A 17,564-nucleotide genomic window follows, 5' to 3' on the forward strand; every position below is an offset into this window, starting at 1 on the left:
CCCAAACAACGATTTAGCCGTTCATAATGGGGAATTTCATTTCGTTGAAATTGGGGAAATTTGAATCGTTGTTGACACTCCTTATTGCTTATGACTATATACTATAAGATTTTTTTTTGATTGCGTTTACTTGTTTTTACTTTTTTGAATAATCTAAAGGTAAATTTCTTTCTAATCAAAAAAATAGGAAGTAACATAATAAAATAAATTATGTTACTTCCTATACAAAAAACTTTTTATAATAGCTACATATTTCAAATATTATATATAATGCTTCTTGATCCTTATACTTCTCAACTCTATAAAAAAAACTATTAACTTTTTTCAACATAAGAACATCATTATTTTTCATGTGCTTATATTCTTCTCTTGCCTGCAACAGCTTTAGCAAATCTCCAAATTTTTTCTGTTTAAATGCTAATAGACATCTATCTCTCCATTGCTTATACTCTTGCATAACCATCATTTCTTTTTCGTCTTGCATCCTTCTATTGTCTGTTATAAATCCCTCAATAAATTCCATTATATTATCACTATTGGAATAACTAATTAATTCTCGTAAATTTTTCACTACTGATTTTTTTTGATTTTGCTCTAACATTAAAAAATAATTTTTAAATTCGCTTAATACATCCCCGACTAGTAACTTACTATAGGTAGAATTCCATAAAATATTTTGTAGGTATATAAAGAAAACCTCTTCTTCCTCTATTCCAATTTTCGGGAAACAAATTGTATTGAGTCTCCATAAATCACTTGATATCCTTAAAATTTCTTTTTTATCATAACTATACATTGCTTTTTTCAATTCGTATTTCATGCTATTTATTTCTGCATAAAATGTTTCATTCAAACTCTTACTGAATTTCTTATAAAACTTATATCTCCTGAATTCAGGAAGCCCCTTAACCTTTTCTAATATCTTATCGATTTCTGTTTCTTCATTATTAATAATATCTAATAACCTGTCTGCATTAGATTTCCACAGTTGATATATAATCCCTCTAAAGTATATCAGTAAATCATTAAACTCTATCTCCTGATTCTCCAACCATTGTTGTTTCCATAAAGCAGAATTTAATTTTTTTTCACCCTTTTTTATATGCTTGAAATATTTATCATAATGGATATTTAGAACTTCATCTATATACAATGGTATTTGTTCATTACATGCGTTCATCCATGCTTCATAACTAGCTTCATCGACATGAATGTACTTTAAAAATTTAAAGAAATCCCTATCATTTTCATATATATTTAATAAAAATAAATATATTATGCCTGTATACACCCTAAATTTCTTTTTTTCTATATCTTTTATATATAAATTATATATTTTTCTTTCTTGATTATTTAATTTGATATTTGCCAATTCTATTTCATTTCTAAAAAAATTATATATTTTATCAATCCTTTCCTTTATTACTTTGTGTTTCATCTCCTTATCATTTCTTTCTTTATTAATTATTTTTAATAAATCTGCTACTATCATTAACTGTTCTTTATACATTATCTACACCTTTATATTCATATAAAATGTGGGCAAGTGGGCTATCTTCCAACTGTTTTCCATTTAACTAATACATCTAGTTTGTCTAATATCCTTTTAATTTTTCATTTGGCTTTTACAAATTTTTCACAATATCTAATTAAGGAACATAGTTAACCTCATAATTTATTTCTGTATCTCTGTTTGATTTATTACCTATCCCTACTAAAAAAATTCTTATAAATTAATTTTTCATGCTTCAATTAAAAAATTTATAATAAACAAATACAAAAGTAACACCCCATTTAGTATAAACTAAATGGGGTCTGTAATTCTTTATGATTATACTTCCTATAAGAATAGCTAGTATAATCAATTTTCAATTTCAACAATATATATTCCAGTAGATTAGGAAAATTAGTTTAAATTAATACTTTACCTACTTTTTAATTCGAGCACTCCTTTTCTTCATAGTTAAAACTTTAATCTCTTTTAACAGAAGATTATCTTTATCAGGAGATACCGCCTCCGTAATTAGCTGGTCTATAAGAACAATTACACTTTTATCACCTTTAACTAACTTTTTACCTAGTATAGCTAGTTGTGTATAGTGGGTCTTTGATAATTGAGGAATTGGGACCTTTTTTAAATGTGTTGCTTCTAATTTTAATGCCCCACCTCCCATTACAGTTCCTACTAGCTCACACACTAATAAAAACCAACTACTATTTAACAAAGCAACTAATCCATATTTATCAATTTCTGCTTCGTTTGAAAGCCAAATAGATGAAAAGTTGGCATCAATGATAATAGGTGGCTCTGCATTAAGCATAAATCTAGGTGTTTGATTGATTATTCTGGGAACAAATATATCTGGTTGATGTCTTCTTGCCATTTTTCGAAGCATATACCAGTAATTAATTGTATTTGGATCGTTATTCTTCATTTTAGTTATATTCGTTTTGACTGCCGATAAATTTGGAATATATTTAGGTTCAGCTTCTGAACCAACATTTGTTGTTTCTACTTCATCTATAAAATTAGCCAATTCATCATTCATTATCTGTTTATTTATACCTAATTCTTTTATCTTTTCAAAGTCTTTGGGGTGTATTGCTTCATTAAGAAGCAATACCCTTCCAGTAATTTCAGTAGAACTAATTATAAAATCAGAAGGAAGTTCTACTTGTTTTCTAACTACCGGTGCCAGCAACGCTGAAGGTACTTTAATAGTACTTTTCTTGAAAATTTTATCCACTTTAACTACGGAAAACTCTTCAACTTGCTTTATATAATCAACATAAAAGAACTTGTTTGCTCCAGTCCTTAATCCTTGACCTATTTTCACCCCCATATCCTCTAAGTTAATAAACTTTAAAGGAGAAGTTTCAACTATTTTCTTTAGGGATATTGGAAATATATTTATATTTTGTTTTCCCTCGTTTTTAGGCACGTAGGTACCCTCAGTATTTTTAAACCAACTAAATTTTTTTGAATTTACAGCTAGATTTTCGAGTGTATCAGATATTTCTACAACTTGACAAACATCCTCTTTCACATATTTATCTAAATTATATTGAATTTCATTTTTAAATATCAATTCCTTATTTTCACCTTGAGGAATTAAATTACCAATTAGACTTCGCTCATCACCATACTCTTTTCTTACAGCAATATGTACATACTGTTTTCCCCTATAATAGTTAAAGAGATCAGGGACTCTTGACCTTCTCTTAGCAATTATTAGATTAGTCTTAATCTGAGCTTCTTTAAACCAACACCTATCAACATCTTCGATGACATACTCTAATTCAAAATATTTCAGTAATAAGTATTGAATAGGATAAGAATAATCTCGACTTAACCATGATTCAGGTACAACCATTGCTAACCTTCCATTAATTTTGGTTAACATACAACAAAGAATCCAAGAAGGGACAGCTAAATCAGATAAGCCTGAATAACCCTTTATAATTTCTGTAAATATTTTTTTATCTTCTTTATCTAAATGTTTCATTTCCTTGATAAGATCTAATAAAGATTTTCTTACCTCTTCTGCACTTGGATAATCTTGATCATCAGTATTTTTACTTATTGTTTGATAACGGACATAAGGTGGATTTGTAATGACCAAATCGAACTGTAAAAAAGGTAATTTTCTAATAATATCAGTGGAGAGGGCATTTGCAATGTATAAGTAATGTGAATCAATAAATCTATTGTGGTTTTCAAGATTTTTCTTTGCAGCATTTATTGCAACAGCATCTATATCAATACCATATAACTCAGCTTGGTTATTAACTAAACTAGCCGCAACTAGCATATCTGCCTTGCCACACATTGGATCAATAATCGAGCTATACACCGGAGACACTGCAAATGCCGAAAGAAGTTTGGACAACTTTTCCCCACTGAAATACTGACCTAATCTTTTCTTCTTATTTAATTCAGAGATAACTTCATCCTTATTCTTTATATGCAACGTAATCACCTTCAAAAATTATATGACTTAGGGAGTTTAATTTATTATAGAAATCACCTGCATCTATAGAAACAATAATTTCTCTTTCTAAACAATAGTTTATAAATCTTGAAAATAGCCTTTCAGCTGTCACTTTTTCATTTCTATTTTGAGCCTCTGTTAACAATTCAAAAATAAGTTCATTTATATCAATTTCATTAGTAAAGGATTGGGCGATATCATCGCTCTTTTCCAATAACAATAACGGGTCACCTTTAACAGTAACATTTGAAGAGACTTGTTTAAAACTTCCCTGTAATTTATCGAGTACACTCGATAAAACAATTTTTAATCCTGCTTTATTATATGCATTTTGTAAAGCTCTCCATACCCCTGCTTTTGCAGAATGGAATACTACTGTAGCACAGCCATCATCCATCAGTACTCTAGAAATTTCAGTAAATACTTTTGTCATTAATTCTTCATATTCATTGATACCTTTTCTCTGTGAAGAACTAATAATAATTTCTTCCTTAATATTAGTCTTATTTTCAAGCCAAATCTCATTTAAAAAATTGAGCTCAGAATAAGGTATATAGTCACCAAAAGGTGGATCAGTAAAAACATACTTTACTGAATTGCTCTCAACTTCACTCAAATTAGTACTACTTTTGTTTAGCACTTCTACTATACTTTCACTGTTGTTAATAGTTGAGAATGCTTTATAAAAAGTATTAATTTTTCTGTTAAGACCTAAAAGTATATTTTTTTCTACTGGCAAGTTACTTATATAGAGAACGCCAGATTGGGCACCAGTTAATACGAAATCTTTTTGATTTTTCTTAAGTACTACCCTAGTCATCAGTGTACTGTGAGACGAATTATAACTTAATACTAGCAACTTTAAAGATTCTTGGATTTCTTTTGGCGCATTTTTTATTTCATTCATTAGTTCTGAAATTATATGAAGGTTCCTTTTTGTATAAAAATGATGGGCATGAGTAATCCCAAAATGGTAACCCGATCTATATAAATCCCCCCATTTTATACCTTCTATAGGGATTTTTGAATTAAAATCACCTTTTTCTATTTCATATAATAAATACTTATCTGATTCATTAGAATCCCTTACCCATTTCTTTTTCCCCGTTTGTCCGTATACTCTTTTAATTACTCTTTTCTTTCTTAAGATTTTTCTATTTAAAACTTTATCAAAGTATTCTTCAGTTGCTCTTTTCACATTATTTATACTTATTGAGTGCTGGCAATTAGAGCAAATAAAAGTATCCGACATTGCAAGAGGATCGAAACTTACTGTACTATCCCAATAACTTGATTCTGTTCCGCAATTATTACAAATAAGAACTTCACTCCAAATAGCATGTCTTAGGATTCCCTGATTTCCATCCGGATCCTCTATTTTATACATCCATCCAAGTTTATTATCAACTGTTTGAATCAGCTTTTTTGCCTCTTCCAAAAACATTTCAGGACTGGGGGGATTACACATATTCTTACCTACAAAAGACCCTAGCGAACTAAGCTCATATATGTACGCTTTTCTCGGCCCCCATTTAACTGATGCTCCCATTACATTTGCAATCTCCATGACTTCAGGGGTTGGATTAGAGCATAAATGGGTTGCCAATCCTGTTGTCCCACTCCCACCAAATGTATCCACTATGACATCTCCTGGTTCTGTGTGGGATGCTATAAATACAGCAATAACCTCTGGGGATATCTTAGTTGGATATGAAAAAGCGTTATATAAATTCCCACTTCGCTTTGAGGGAAAAGCTGTTTTGTATATTTTTTCAAAATTAGAATTTTTCATCAATATCATCCTATCCTTTTTACGAACTACCGTTCTATAATAATACAAGAAAAACTGTTATTTGTTTAGAATATCTTATCAATCATTTTAGTGTATAATATTGGTAAACTAATGTCACACTTTAGGAGAACATAGATGTCAAACAATCTAACTACCCAACTTGAAGTAGGAATTGTAAATGAAACACTAAGTTTAATTAGATCTATTATTTCCACTAACACACTTAACGAAAGAGCTCGAAAAGAATTGTTAATTCAATATTTACCTCGAATCTTTCCTCAGGAACATCACCGTTCCAAACTTATGTCATTTGCAGTTGGTGCCGAATCATATGTTCCAACTGCACCTTCTCAAGCAAGTGAATCCGCTCGAGGATTTATTGATACTCTAAATGGAAAAATGATTTTAGAGTTCAAAAGGGATTTATTAAATCGAAAATCACTTGAGGAAGCTCAACTAGAGTTAAAGCGATATGTAGCTAGCTTATGGACACAAGGTGGAACCAACTCTTCCTTTGCCTGTATTTCAACTGACGTTATAAATTGGAGAGTTTACCGCCCAGTTCCTACAATCACGCCTACAGATAATCAATATACCGCAGATATGGTCAACTTAGAGTTAGTTGAACAGCTAAGTGTTAATCAAGCAAATGAATCTAATGCACAACATCTAACTATATTTTTAGAAAGAATCTTACTTGATGAAAATTTACTAACTCTTACTGCAGATAACATTCAAAGAGACTTTGGGTTAAACAGTAATTTATTTGCAGTAGTTTACCCACAATTATTAAAAATAGTTCAAGATTCGTCACATGAATCTGAAGTCAAATTAGCATTAGACCTTTGGAAAAAGCAGCATGATTATAATGCTATTTCAGAAACAACGTTAAATATTGAACTATACACAAAACAGGTATATTTACTTATCCTATCAAGGTTAATGGTTGCAACCAGTTACCAAAAGACATTAAATAATAACGACCAAATGATTAAAAGTATCCTAAATGGAGAGTTTTTCCGTAATGTTGCAAAAATAAATAACCTTGTTGATTACGATTACTATGGTTGGATTGCCAATGAGCAGTGGATTAATAACTTCTTCCCAGTCGCAAGGCATCTTTTTCATCATTTAAAGATGTATGACTTTGCAACTGTTACTGAAGAAAATATGATTCAACTAATCTACGATGAAATGTTACCAGATGAACAAAGAGGCGTATTAGGTCAAAAAAGCACCCCAACCCATCTAGCAAACGCAGTAGTAGAAAAAATGTTTGAAAATATAAATGATAACTTTAAGTATTTAGACCCTGCATGTGGTTGTGGGAACTTCATTCGGGCAGCCTTAACACGAACTCGTGAATATTATAATAATAGAGAGTTTACTAATGAAGAAAAATTAGTATTAATCACCGATGCTGTAACAGGTATCGATATTGATCCCACTGCAGTAATCCTTTCCAAAGCAGTTTGGGCAATGACCCTAGCAGATTTAATAAGAGAATCTGAGAGACCTGTCGATATTCCTATCTATCATGCAGATTCCTTATTCATTGCAAAAGATGAAACTACCGCTGATGGTGATGAAGTTACCGGGAATCCTGTCATTTCTTTTGATGAAGTGAAAATTGAAATTCCTAATCTTTTACTCAGCCACTCTAAAGAATTTGATTTATTTATCAATTGGTGTAACAGAAAAGCACATCACATTTCAAAAATATACGAGCAATCTAATCAATTTACAAAATTAGAAAGCAACAATTCAAGAAGTATATTACCAAATATACTAAACGACAACTTCTTAAACCAATTAGATGGGCCTGACTTAGAGCTATTAGTGGAAGCTACTTCTAATTTAGTTAATGAGATGGCACGTCGAATTATAGAACAGCAAGACGGTCTTTGGGCCTTTATCCTTAGAAATAGTTATAGACCTAGTTTAATTGCAGGGCAATTTGATGTTATCGCTACAAATCCCCCATGGTTAACAATAAGTAATCTTCCTAATGTACCATACAAAGAACAATTGGAGAAACAGGCACGGTATTTTGGGATAAAACCACCTGGGGACAGCTTCTTACATTCAGAGATTTCAACAACATTTGCTTTGCACAATGTAAAACATTTCCTTAAAGAGGATGGAAAGGTGGCATTTGTCGTTTCAAGAAGCATTGCTGACGGAGATAATCATGCACCTTTTAGGAAATTTAGTTTCAAGGAAGCTGTTCCATTTTGCATTGATGAAGTTTGGGATTTAAAAGAAATAGAAAACCTATTCAATTTACCAAGTTGTGTGATATTCGGAAAAAGATCTCAAGTAACTAACTCAATCCATAACAATATTCCAGCAAGGTTTTATAAAGAAGACATGCATCACTATGAGGTAGGGAACCTAGCACTTTGTACTTTAGCAGATAAAAATGCATGGCTTCGTGTAGAGAATAGTGGATACACCGTTCATGGATCAAATTATTATACTCCACAGTTTAAGCAAGGTGCAGATTTGATGCCTCGTACAGCATTATTTATTGATTTAGTTAGTAATAATCCAGCAAGTAATATGGTTCATGTTCAGACATCAGCTATAGAATTGGCTAACAGGGATAATAAAAAGCTTAAAGGTATAGTATTTGAAGATTTCGTAAATAGAAAATACTTATTCTCAACTGTTACATCTAACACTGTCTTACCTTTTGTAATTCTAGAGGATTACTTACCTAAAGTATTACTACCAATTGAGATTGTTGACAACGCACCTAGAATGTTAACCTCTGAAGAATTAATTGATCTTGGCCATGACTCTATAGCAAGTTGGTTCGAAAAAATTGATAACTACAATGTACTTACTCAAAGCATATACCAAAAGCTCAATTTGCGTGGTAAAATAACACAGCAATCTTATATTAACAAAGAATTTCTTGTCCACTGTGGGGCTGGTGGTAGTATACCTTGTGCTGCTATTCAACGTAATCATAAGGATAGCCCGTATCCATTTATAGCAGATCAAACAACCTACGTTTACGGTACAGATAGTGAAGAAGAAGCACTATATTTAATAGGGATGATTAATTCTACTTATGTAAATGAAATTATAAGACCATTTCAAGCTAGGGGACTCTTTGGTGAAAGACACATACATAAGTTAATTTACAAGGTTATACCCAAATTTAATCAAGCCAATCCTTTACATCAACAAATAGTTGATTTATCTAGAAATCTCGAAAATAATGCAAAACAACTTATTAATTTAGAAACAACCTTTCATAATTTCTCTAGACCTATCAGAAATAGAAGAAACTCATTAAGAGCAGCTCTTAATGTTGAAAATATAACAAACCTTAATAGTGCTGTAGAATCAGCCTTAAATGAATAAAAGCCGCTAAGCGGCTTTTATTCATTTAATCTTAATTATTAGTAAGGATACACAATAAAGTTTACCGTTACTTATGATAAGGTTCCCCACGATTAATACGAAATGCTCTATACACTTGCTCAAGCAATACTAATCGCATTAATTGATGTGGTAGTGTCATCTTTGAAAAAGAAAGAGATTCATTTGAACGTTTCATTACTTCTGAACTTAGTCCAAGTGATCCACCAATTACAAAGGCAACTTTACTCTTCCCATATGTAGCAAGACGATCTAAGCTTACTGCAAATTCTTCTGATGATTTTTGCTTTCCTTCTATCGCTAACGCAATGACATGCGTATCATCAGAAATTTTATCTAGTATACGTATACCTTCTTTTTCTTTTACAATTAACATTTCTGCTTCACTTAAATTTTCTGGTGCCTTTTCATCTGGCAATTCAATTACTTCTACTTTTGCGTATGCAGATAATCGTTTTAAGTATTCTGCTATACCTTGTTTTAAATATTTTTCTTTTAATTTCCCAATTGAAATAATCGAGATATTCACACGTATTCCCCACCTTACAAACATGTTATCCACATAACTTATCCACATATCCACAATTGTTACCCACATATTGTGTGAGAATCTGTGTTCGATACAACATATGTCGCCTCATTTTGACAAAATTCACATGTTTTTTTCTCTTTTTCTGAGTTATCCACATTGTTAATAACCGGTGGCACTTCACACTCATCCACAATAATATCTAAAGCTAATTCAACATGTTCTAAACAACAAGGTAAGTTCATATTCTTCACCTCACTTTTCTACAATAGAAAACAGGAGGTAGGCCCTCCTGTTTTTAATACTTTTGAATGCCTAGTTTAACCGTTGTTGTTGCTCGTTTTGTACCACGATAAAACGTAAGAGTCATTTTATCATTAATTTTTTTATCATATAAGGCCGTACGGAATCCGATAATATCGCGAACTGGTTTCCCATCTACTGCTACAATCACATCGTGTTCTCGCAAACCAGCATCTGTACCTGGCGAAGGACTTTTCACATCTAAAATGCAAACTCCCTCTGTTACATTGCCTGGTAAATGCAATGTTTTTGACCAATAGTAGTTTGGAATTTCATTTAATGATCTCAGTTCAATTCCAACATACGGTCTTCTTACTTTTCCGTACTTCTCTAATTCATTCATAATTGGAACAGCTCTAGTAACAGGAATAGCTAGCCCAATTCCTTCTACTTCTTTTGCCGCAATTTTCATTGAGTTAATACCAATTAATTGACCCGCTGCATTTACAAGCGCACCACCACTATTACCTGGATTGATTGCTGCGTCTGTTTGCAACACTTCTACTTGCCAATCATAATGTCCATCTTGATCTAAATCTACAGGGACAATACGCTCATTAGCTGAAATAATACCTTGTGTGACAGTTCCAGAAAATTGGAGCCCAAGTGGGTTTCCAATTGCAATGACTGGTTCTCCTCTACGAACAGTATTAGAATCGCCAATCTCAATTACTTTTTTCACATGCTTTGCATCTATCTCTAGTACAGCCAAATCTGTGACTACATCGGTTCCTAATACCTTTCCTGGAACCTTCTTACCGTCACTTAAACTTACTTCAATACGATTTGCTCCAGCAACAACATGATTATTCGTTACAATATAAGCTTGACCATCTGTCTTCTTATAAATTACACCTGATCCCGTACCTGCTTCTGAATCTGCCTCTGAAAAATTATCTCGTTGAATATTAATAACTCCAACAACAGCTTCAGACGCACGATCAACAGCATCCACAAAACTAATCTGTTTAATGCCTTGAGCTTCCGCCATATTACTTCCACTTGCTTCAGCTTGCGGAAACGCGTCCGTATCATTTGAAAATAAAGGAGCTCCAAATGCAAATAACGAAGCTCCTACAATTGTTCCTGCTATGCTAGAAATAACAATACCTTTATGCTTCTTTTTCCTTGCACGTTTCATACGATAATTTTCTCCATCAATAAAGGACATATTTGTTCACCCATCTTCCTGAAAACAACTATATTCACCTTTATTGTTTACTAAAATGGAGAATTATACGTATTGAATTTTTGTAGGCATTTTTGGATCTGTATCGTGGATTTCAAAAGCTTCTCCCACTCCAAATCCCTTTTCCTCTAATACTTGTGATACTGACATACGCGCCAATTCTTTCATGTTATTATCTAAACTTAAATGGGCTAAATAAATATGCTTTGTCTCATCTGTAATTACATCCGCCATCGCTAATGCAGCATCTTCATTACAAACGTGCCCCACATCGCTTAAAATACGTCGCTTAATACTCCATGGATAGCGTCCCATACGAAGCATTTCCACGTCATGATTGCTTTCAAACACGAAAGCATTAGCCCCCTTAATAACACCTTTCATACGGTCACTCACGTATCCTGTATCTGTAATAAGAGCTAACTTTCTATTATTGTTATGAAAAGCATAGAACATCGGCTCTGCCGCGTCATGTGAAACTCCAAATGACTCGACCTCAATATCACCGAATGTTTTTACATCACCAACTGAGAAAATAAACTTTTGCTCAGTTGGGATATTTCCTATTAAGTGTTCCATTGCATTCCATGTTTTCTCATTTGCATAAACAGGTAAATCATATTTACGTGCCAATACACCTAATCCTTTAATATGATCACTATGTTCATGTGTTACAAGAATACCCGATACATCGTTTATATTTAATTCTGCCTGTTTAAATAAAGCCTCAGTTGCTTTACCACTTAAACCTGCATCGACAAGTAACTTCTTTTCATCTGTTCCTACATATAGCATATTCCCTGTACTTCCACTTGCAAGTACGCTAAAATGCAATCCCATTCTTTCTCACTCCAGTATGTTCATCAACCACTTGATTTTCCTTTTCCCCTAATTCCATAACTTGTCCTTCAATTGCATTTACAAAGAAGTCCTGCTTCTGCTCCGTCTTTAAGTTCCACGTTGGAGCAAGTACTTGGTTATTAGAAGTAGATGCGGTAAGGTTTGCATAACCAATTTGCGCTTCTTTTACATGTGTATTACCATGAATTTTATTTTTTAAATACAGATTTTCTAAAGCAGTTTGGGCAGTAATAATTTCTTGCTGTTTCGTTTTTTCACTTTCGCCCATTTCTTTTAAACCTGTTAGCATCGTCTGCGTGTACGACACAAGTTCATTTTTTTCATTTAATTCCACAACAATCATTGCCTGATCGTTATAGAAAATAGGCTTATCTTTATATTTTTGGAAGAAGTAAATTTTAGAGTCTTTCATCGCCCCAAACTCATACTTTTGTCCATCTAATACATAGTTCTTCAAAAAATCATTATACTTATCTTTGGATAAAGATTTTGTATTTAAAAAGGGCTCTTTTAGCTTACTTTCTATCTTGTACATATTTTGTATATGCGCCGTTTGATTTTTTAAAGACTGTACGTCTTCTTCTTTAAATGTCTTGTTTTCAGCCCTAATAAATGACTCTTTTTTCGGTTCTTTAGGAAAATTACCCATAGTAATTTTGTTTGCTTTTAATTCTTGATCTATCTTTGTTTCTGCAATAAGCTCCAATTGATTACTATCTTGCTTTTGAATGAATTGAAAAATGAGAAAGAGGTCCAAAACAAAAAAGGTCACAATAAATATGGTTTTAATCCGATCCCAATCCATTTAGTCCTCCCTCATTCCACTCATATATTTTTTGTTTGCCAGCTTCATCTTCAACAAACTTTACATACCAAATTGGCTGTAGTCGCGCTACTTGCCCATCTAGTGATAATTTGTATCCAATCCCAATATCTTTAATAGATCTTTTATCTACCGCGGCATTATTTTCTAAGGATGCTATTACAACATGACCTGACGGAAGAGTAACCTTCTGCTCTATACCTTTCGTATTTAAAGAAAGCAACGGTCTTTCATATTCCATTACTTCTTCCGATCCCCATACTTGTCTCAATTCAGCTAATCCATCTGTATTGAATACGGGATATCCATCTTCCTGTAAGCGGAATACTGTCTGTCCTTTATTCATATAGTCCAAACGATATGAATCCAAACTCCCACTGTGACCATTTACAAAATCAAAACTTTTTTGTAAAAGCATTAAATTATCTGGCTTTTTCTCACTTAAAACAGAAGAATTTTTATACTTTAGCATATGCTGATCGTTTTCAATCTCCATAGACCTAATACCATCTGTAAATATTTCTTTCGATCTCTCGATAATAGGGCTTAAATAACGTGGATCACTAAAAAGAGCATTCTTAAATGTATCAACCGCCAAATTAGATGAAATATATGTTATATTACTTAATTCTGTCGTTCCATCTGGTAAAAATAACTTTTTCATATCATTAATTTGATAGTCAAAATAAGGTTTCGCTGATACTATAAATTGATTTTGTGCATTTACAATATCTTTTAAATACACACCACTTAATTTTGCTTCATATATTCTAGAGTTATCACCATCAGAAACAAAATTAATTTTAATTTCTTGATCCCTACTTCTAGAAGGATCAAGAATAATTCGATTAAAGTGTTTAGGCTTAGCTATACTTTTTTCTTTCATACTAAACATAGATTTAACTGCATCAAATGGGATGTTGGTAGGGAAAATAAGTTCAATTTTCCCTTCACCATGAACATAAGAAAGGAAGTCAGCCTTAGCAATCGATATCTCTTTGAACTCATGTAATTCCCCTGCTTCCAAAGTTCTATAGATTGATTCTATATCTCCCTCTCTTTTGCTCCCGTAATGATTTTTATCTTTATGCACGATGATAGAAGTAGGACGGACAACATCAGCGATTTTAGTTTGAGTATTTCCCTCATTCCCCTGTACAAATTTTGCATTTTGCATAGATGTGGAATCTGGCACATACGTCCATAAGTTAAAAGTAAGAAATAGACTAATTACAACTAAATTAATTAAAACTATCGTTTTAACATTCTCCATACTCATTCCCATTCGTCCTCTTCATCTGCTGCCATAGGCAATGTGAAATAAATCGTTGTCCCTTTTCCTTCCTCACTCTTTGCCCAAATCGAGCCACCATGTGCCTCAATCATTTCTTTCGCAATCGCTAATCCAAGTCCTGTACCGCCCATTTGTCTTGAACGTGCTTTATCTACGCGATAAAAACGTTCAAAGATTTTATCAACGTTTTCTTTCGGAATACCCATTCCTTGGTCACTTACACTAATCTCTAATAATTCTCCACGATCACGTAAACGATATGTTACGGTTCCACCTTCTGGCGAATACTTTAATGCATTCGAAATAATGTTATACAATACTTGCGTAATTTTATCCGTATCCATATCAATAAATCGAGATTTTTTAGAGAAAGATCGTTTGAAGCTTACGTTTTGCTCTTTAGACATTTCAAAACGATCAATAATGTTATTAAAGAAGTCAGTAAAGTCGACCCATTCTTTCATTAAACGATGTTCTGTACTATCGAGTTTAGATAGTTGCAATAACGCATTTACAAGTCTAATCATTCTTTCTGTTTCTTCTTGTGTAACTGTTAAAAATTGTGGTGCAATATTTGGATCTTGCCATGCACCGTCTGTAAGTGCCTCTAAGTAACTGCGCATTGTCGTTAATGGCGTTCTTAATTCATGAGAGACGTTTGCTACAAACTCGCGGCGTTCTCTTTCTATACGCTCCTGCTCAGTCACATCATATAATACGGCAATTAAACCATTTGCTTTCCCTGTCTCTTTTTGAATAACAGAGAAACTAGCGCGTAAAATATATGGCTCATTTCTCGTACTAAAATCTAATAAAACAGAATCCGGCTCTTCGTATAAATGATCGAGCGTAAATTCTTCTTGTATTCCCAATACTTCTAAAACAGATTGATCGAGCGCCGTTTCACGCGAAACATTTAGCATCTTTTCCGCAGGATCATTTAATAAAATAATGTCCCCTTTTCGGTCAGTAGCAATTACTCCATCTGTCATATGTGATAATACGGATGACAATTTGCGTCTTTCACTTTCTGTTGAAGAACGAGCTTGTTGTAATTTTTTTGATAAATTATTGAAAGATAATGCTAATTGTCCAATTTCATCATGGCTATGCACTTTTACTTTTCTTGAATAGTTTCCTTTTGCCATTTCAATTGCTTGTCTTCGCATATCAGAGATTGGTCTCGTAATCGTTTGAGCTAACAAAATTCCAAGTACAGCTGTTACGAGTAATGCAATAACGGTTCCAGTCGCAAAGATTTGATTAATATCCTTCATCTGCTTATAAACATCTTCCATGGATGCAACAACGTAAATAGCACCAAGTGCATCTTTGTTGTTATCATCCATAATAGGAGTAATCATAACTTGTACACGGTGACCTGTACGACCATCCTTCTCAATTTTCACTTCTGGTTTTTTTTGTACCAATACCCGCTGAACAGCTATATCAGTTGACGTTCTATTTACCTTGTTTTGCTTTGACTCATCTGAAATAGCGAGCAGCTTTCTATTCGCATCAAATACACTTACCTCTTGAATATCCTTCTTTCGATCAGAGGCAAATTTTCGAATGGAAGTTTTAATCGTTTCACCTGTTGATTCTGTCTCTGCTTTTGTATAACTTTTTTTAAACTCTTGTTTCAAGTTATACGATAATAAGTTCGTTTGTTGCGTTAAAGAATCTCTAAAACCTTGTACAAGACTCTTTTCTAACTCTCTTACGAAATATACCCCAATAACTTGCATAGCTATCAATATTAATAGCATATATATGAGTACAAATTTTAAATGAATAGATTGAAAAAAACCGACTTTCTTCATATACTATTCCTGCTCTGGGTCACGCAAGTAATACCCTACTCCACGTCTAGTGACAATTAATGTAGGATGACTTGGATTATCTTCAATTTTTTCACGTAGACGACGTACTGTTACATCCACTGTACGTACATCTCCAAAATAGTCATAACCCCAAACTGTTTGCAATAAATGTTCACGTGTCATAACTTGTCCTAAATGTTTTGCTAAATAATGTAATAGCTCAAATTCACGGTGTGTAAGCTCAATATTTTCCTCACGTTTCGTTACACTATACGCATTTGGATTGATAACAATTGGTCCAATAACCATTTCCGTATTTTCTTCTTTTTCTGCCGCACCACCTTGCTGATGGCGACGTAAATTCGCCTTCACGCGAGCAAGTAATTCCCTCGTACTAAATGGCTTCGTTACATAATCATCTGCCCCAAGCTCAAGTCCTAATACTTTATCGATTTCAGAGTCCTTCGCTGTAAGCATAATAATCGGCATTTCTGAGCTTTTACGTATTTCACGGCAAACCTCTAAGCCATCCTTACCTGGTAGCATAATATCTAATAAAACCATATCTGGTTGTTCTTCAGTTGCTTTTTCAATTGCTTCATCACCATCATGCGCCATTACAATTTCAAAACCTTCTTTTTCTAGGTTGAACTTCAAAATATCTGCAATCGGCTTTTCATCATCAACTACTAAAATTTTCTTTCCCATCATCGTTTATTTCCTCCTTATAAAGTGAAGCTTTAATCAGCCCTCACCAATTGGGCTTTTACGGGCAGCCCTCCCTCCACCTAGCTTCTTTGCTTTCGCTGAATTTTAAGGTGGAGGCCTTACTGCCCATTAAATAGCGGGGTAAAAATATGGTCAATATCCCTAAACACATTGATGTCTACATAGTATGTCCCTATATGACCGCATCTTTTGCTTAAGTACTTTCTCCTCTATTCTCACAGACTCATGTATGATCCACTTTTACACGGAATCCTATACGATCTATAGAAAAACCTCTAGCTTCAACTGCTAGAGGCTCCTCATTCTATTTTAAAATAACTACTCAATTTTGTAAAATTACACAAATAAAAAGGATATTAAGTGGGCCCACTTAATATCCTGAGAGTGGCTCGGGACGGAATCGAACCGCCGACACGAGGATTTTCAGTCCTCTGCTCTACCGACTGAGCTACCGAGCCAAAACTATATATAAAACCACTAATGGTGGTATAAACAAAAGTGGCGGTCCCGACCGGGGTCGAACCGGCGATCTCCTGCGTGACAGGCAGGCATGTTAACCACTACACCACGGGACCAAAAATGAACATAAAAAAACATGACCCGTACGGGATTCGAACCCGTGTTACCGCCGTGAAAGGGCGGTGTCTTAACCACTTGACCAACGGGCCACGAAAAATAAAATGGTGAGCCATGAAGGACTCGAACCTTCGACCCTCTGATTAAAAGTCAGATGCTCTACCAACTGAGCTAATGGCTCATACTCACCAACGTCATATTTTCGTGACGACAAGATGTATCATAACATGTTTTATTTATTTTTTGCAATACCTTTTTTA

General features: G+C 33.5%; 12 protein-coding genes and 4 tRNA genes. 1 reads left to right on the plus strand and 15 read right to left on the minus strand.

Annotated features, from left to right (window positions below; translation table 11 throughout):
- Positions 1 to 220: 220 nt before the first annotated feature.
- The 3 genes from PDQ68_RS23780 to PDQ68_RS23790 all read right to left on the minus strand — a co-directional run bounded on the left by PDQ68_RS23780 (position 221) and on the right by PDQ68_RS23790 (position 5,784).
- Complete coding sequence (locus PDQ68_RS23780; RefSeq protein ID WP_046952063.1) at positions 221 to 1,510, minus strand: hypothetical protein; 1,290 nt, start codon at positions 1,508 to 1,510, stop codon at positions 221 to 223.
- 418 nt (positions 1,511 to 1,928) lie between these two features.
- Positions 1,929 to 3,971 carry an N-6 DNA methylase gene (locus PDQ68_RS23785; protein WP_046952064.1) on the minus strand — a complete coding sequence of 681 codons (2,043 nt, stop codon included), beginning with the start codon at positions 3,969 to 3,971 and terminating at the stop codon, positions 1,929 to 1,931.
- Positions 3,955 to 5,784 carry a DNA methyltransferase gene (locus PDQ68_RS23790; RefSeq protein WP_046952065.1) on the minus strand — a complete coding sequence of 610 codons (1,830 nt, stop codon included), beginning with the start codon at positions 5,782 to 5,784 and terminating at the stop codon, positions 3,955 to 3,957. Before PDQ68_RS23790 ends, PDQ68_RS23785 begins: the two co-directional genes overlap by 17 nt.
- 135 nt (positions 5,785 to 5,919) lie before the next feature.
- On the opposite strand from PDQ68_RS23790, the gene PDQ68_RS23795 reads away from it, so the two are divergent.
- Positions 5,920 to 9,159: an Eco57I restriction-modification methylase domain-containing protein gene (locus PDQ68_RS23795; protein WP_046952066.1), complete on the plus strand. Its 3,240-nt coding sequence runs from the start codon at positions 5,920 to 5,922 to the stop codon at positions 9,157 to 9,159.
- 67 nt (positions 9,160 to 9,226) lie between these two features.
- Here the strand turns inward: PDQ68_RS23795 and rlmH are convergent, their stop codons facing one another.
- The 12 genes from rlmH to PDQ68_RS23855 all read right to left on the minus strand — a co-directional run bounded on the left by rlmH (position 9,227) and on the right by PDQ68_RS23855 (position 17,485).
- Positions 9,227 to 9,706, minus strand: coding sequence for a 23S rRNA (pseudouridine(1915)-N(3))-methyltransferase RlmH (gene rlmH / locus PDQ68_RS23800; RefSeq protein ID WP_001027003.1), 480 nt, complete (start codon positions 9,704 to 9,706; stop codon positions 9,227 to 9,229).
- Between the two features lie 59 nt (positions 9,707 to 9,765).
- Positions 9,766 to 9,951: a CxxH/CxxC protein gene (locus tag PDQ68_RS23805; RefSeq protein WP_001052835.1), complete on the minus strand. Its 186-nt coding sequence runs from the start codon at positions 9,949 to 9,951 to the stop codon at positions 9,766 to 9,768.
- A 53-nt stretch (positions 9,952 to 10,004) separates the two neighbouring features.
- Complete coding sequence (locus PDQ68_RS23810; RefSeq protein ID WP_000008058.1) at positions 10,005 to 11,180, minus strand: S1C family serine protease; 1,176 nt, start codon at positions 11,178 to 11,180, stop codon at positions 10,005 to 10,007.
- A gap of 63 nt (positions 11,181 to 11,243) precedes the next feature.
- Positions 11,244 to 12,038: an MBL fold metallo-hydrolase gene (locus PDQ68_RS23815; protein ID WP_000522836.1), complete on the minus strand. Its 795-nt coding sequence runs from the start codon at positions 12,036 to 12,038 to the stop codon at positions 11,244 to 11,246.
- Positions 12,022 to 12,864 (minus strand): two-component system regulatory protein YycI, encoded by an 843-nt coding sequence (locus tag PDQ68_RS23820; RefSeq protein ID WP_000383736.1) that lies wholly within the window; start codon positions 12,862 to 12,864, stop codon positions 12,022 to 12,024. The genes PDQ68_RS23815 and PDQ68_RS23820 overlap by 17 nt, the downstream gene beginning before the upstream one ends.
- Positions 12,845 to 14,161 carry a YycH family regulatory protein gene (locus PDQ68_RS23825; RefSeq protein ID WP_029141246.1) on the minus strand — a complete coding sequence of 439 codons (1,317 nt, stop codon included), beginning with the start codon at positions 14,159 to 14,161 and terminating at the stop codon, positions 12,845 to 12,847. Before PDQ68_RS23825 ends, PDQ68_RS23820 begins: the two co-directional genes overlap by 20 nt.
- Positions 14,158 to 15,999, minus strand: coding sequence for a cell wall metabolism sensor histidine kinase WalK (gene walK / locus PDQ68_RS23830; protein ID WP_000755380.1), 1,842 nt, complete (start codon positions 15,997 to 15,999; stop codon positions 14,158 to 14,160). The genes PDQ68_RS23825 and walK overlap by 4 nt, the downstream gene beginning before the upstream one ends.
- A 3-nt stretch (positions 16,000 to 16,002) precedes the next feature.
- A complete protein-coding gene (walR, locus tag PDQ68_RS23835; protein WP_000971872.1) occupies positions 16,003 to 16,710 on the minus strand; it encodes a cell wall metabolism DNA-binding response regulator WalR in 708 nt (235 codons plus the stop codon).
- 403 nt (positions 16,711 to 17,113) lie between these two features.
- Positions 17,114 to 17,186: transfer RNA gene (locus PDQ68_RS23840), tRNA-Phe, on the minus strand.
- A gap of 41 nt (positions 17,187 to 17,227) precedes the next feature.
- Positions 17,228 to 17,303, minus strand: a tRNA-Asp gene (locus PDQ68_RS23845).
- Between the two features lie 21 nt (positions 17,304 to 17,324).
- Positions 17,325 to 17,396 (minus strand) — tRNA-Glu (locus PDQ68_RS23850).
- A gap of 13 nt (positions 17,397 to 17,409) precedes the next feature.
- Positions 17,410 to 17,485 (minus strand) — tRNA-Lys (locus PDQ68_RS23855).
- Between the last annotated feature and the right edge of the window lie 79 nt (positions 17,486 to 17,564).

The organism is Bacillus cereus group sp. Bc010 (genome assembly GCF_027716745.1).
Lineage (GTDB): Bacteria > Bacillota > Bacilli > Bacillales > Bacillaceae_G > Bacillus_A > Bacillus_A pacificus.

Coding starts and splice junctions, on each gene's coding strand:
- PDQ68_RS23780 (WP_046952063.1), bottom strand. CDS start 1,510: ATGTATAAAGAACAGTTAATGATAGTAGCAGATTTATTAAAAATAATT.
- PDQ68_RS23790 (WP_046952065.1), bottom strand. CDS start 5,784: ATGAAAAATTCTAATTTTGAAAAAATATACAAAACAGCTTTTCCCTCA.
- PDQ68_RS23795 (WP_046952066.1), top strand. CDS start 5,920: ATGTCAAACAATCTAACTACCCAACTTGAAGTAGGAATTGTAAATGAA.
- PDQ68_RS23805 (WP_001052835.1), bottom strand. CDS start 9,951: ATGAACTTACCTTGTTGTTTAGAACATGTTGAATTAGCTTTAGATATT.
- PDQ68_RS23810 (WP_000008058.1), bottom strand. CDS start 11,180: ATGTCCTTTATTGATGGAGAAAATTATCGTATGAAACGTGCAAGGAAA.
- PDQ68_RS23815 (WP_000522836.1), bottom strand. CDS start 12,038: ATGGGATTGCATTTTAGCGTACTTGCAAGTGGAAGTACAGGGAATATG.
- PDQ68_RS23820 (WP_000383736.1), bottom strand. CDS start 12,864: ATGGATTGGGATCGGATTAAAACCATATTTATTGTGACCTTTTTTGTT.
- PDQ68_RS23825 (WP_029141246.1), bottom strand. CDS start 14,161: ATGAGTATGGAGAATGTTAAAACGATAGTTTTAATTAATTTAGTTGTA.
- walK (WP_000755380.1), bottom strand. CDS start 15,999: ATGAAGAAAGTCGGTTTTTTTCAATCTATTCATTTAAAATTTGTACTC.
- walR (WP_000971872.1), bottom strand. CDS start 16,710: ATGATGGGAAAGAAAATTTTAGTAGTTGATGATGAAAAGCCGATTGCA.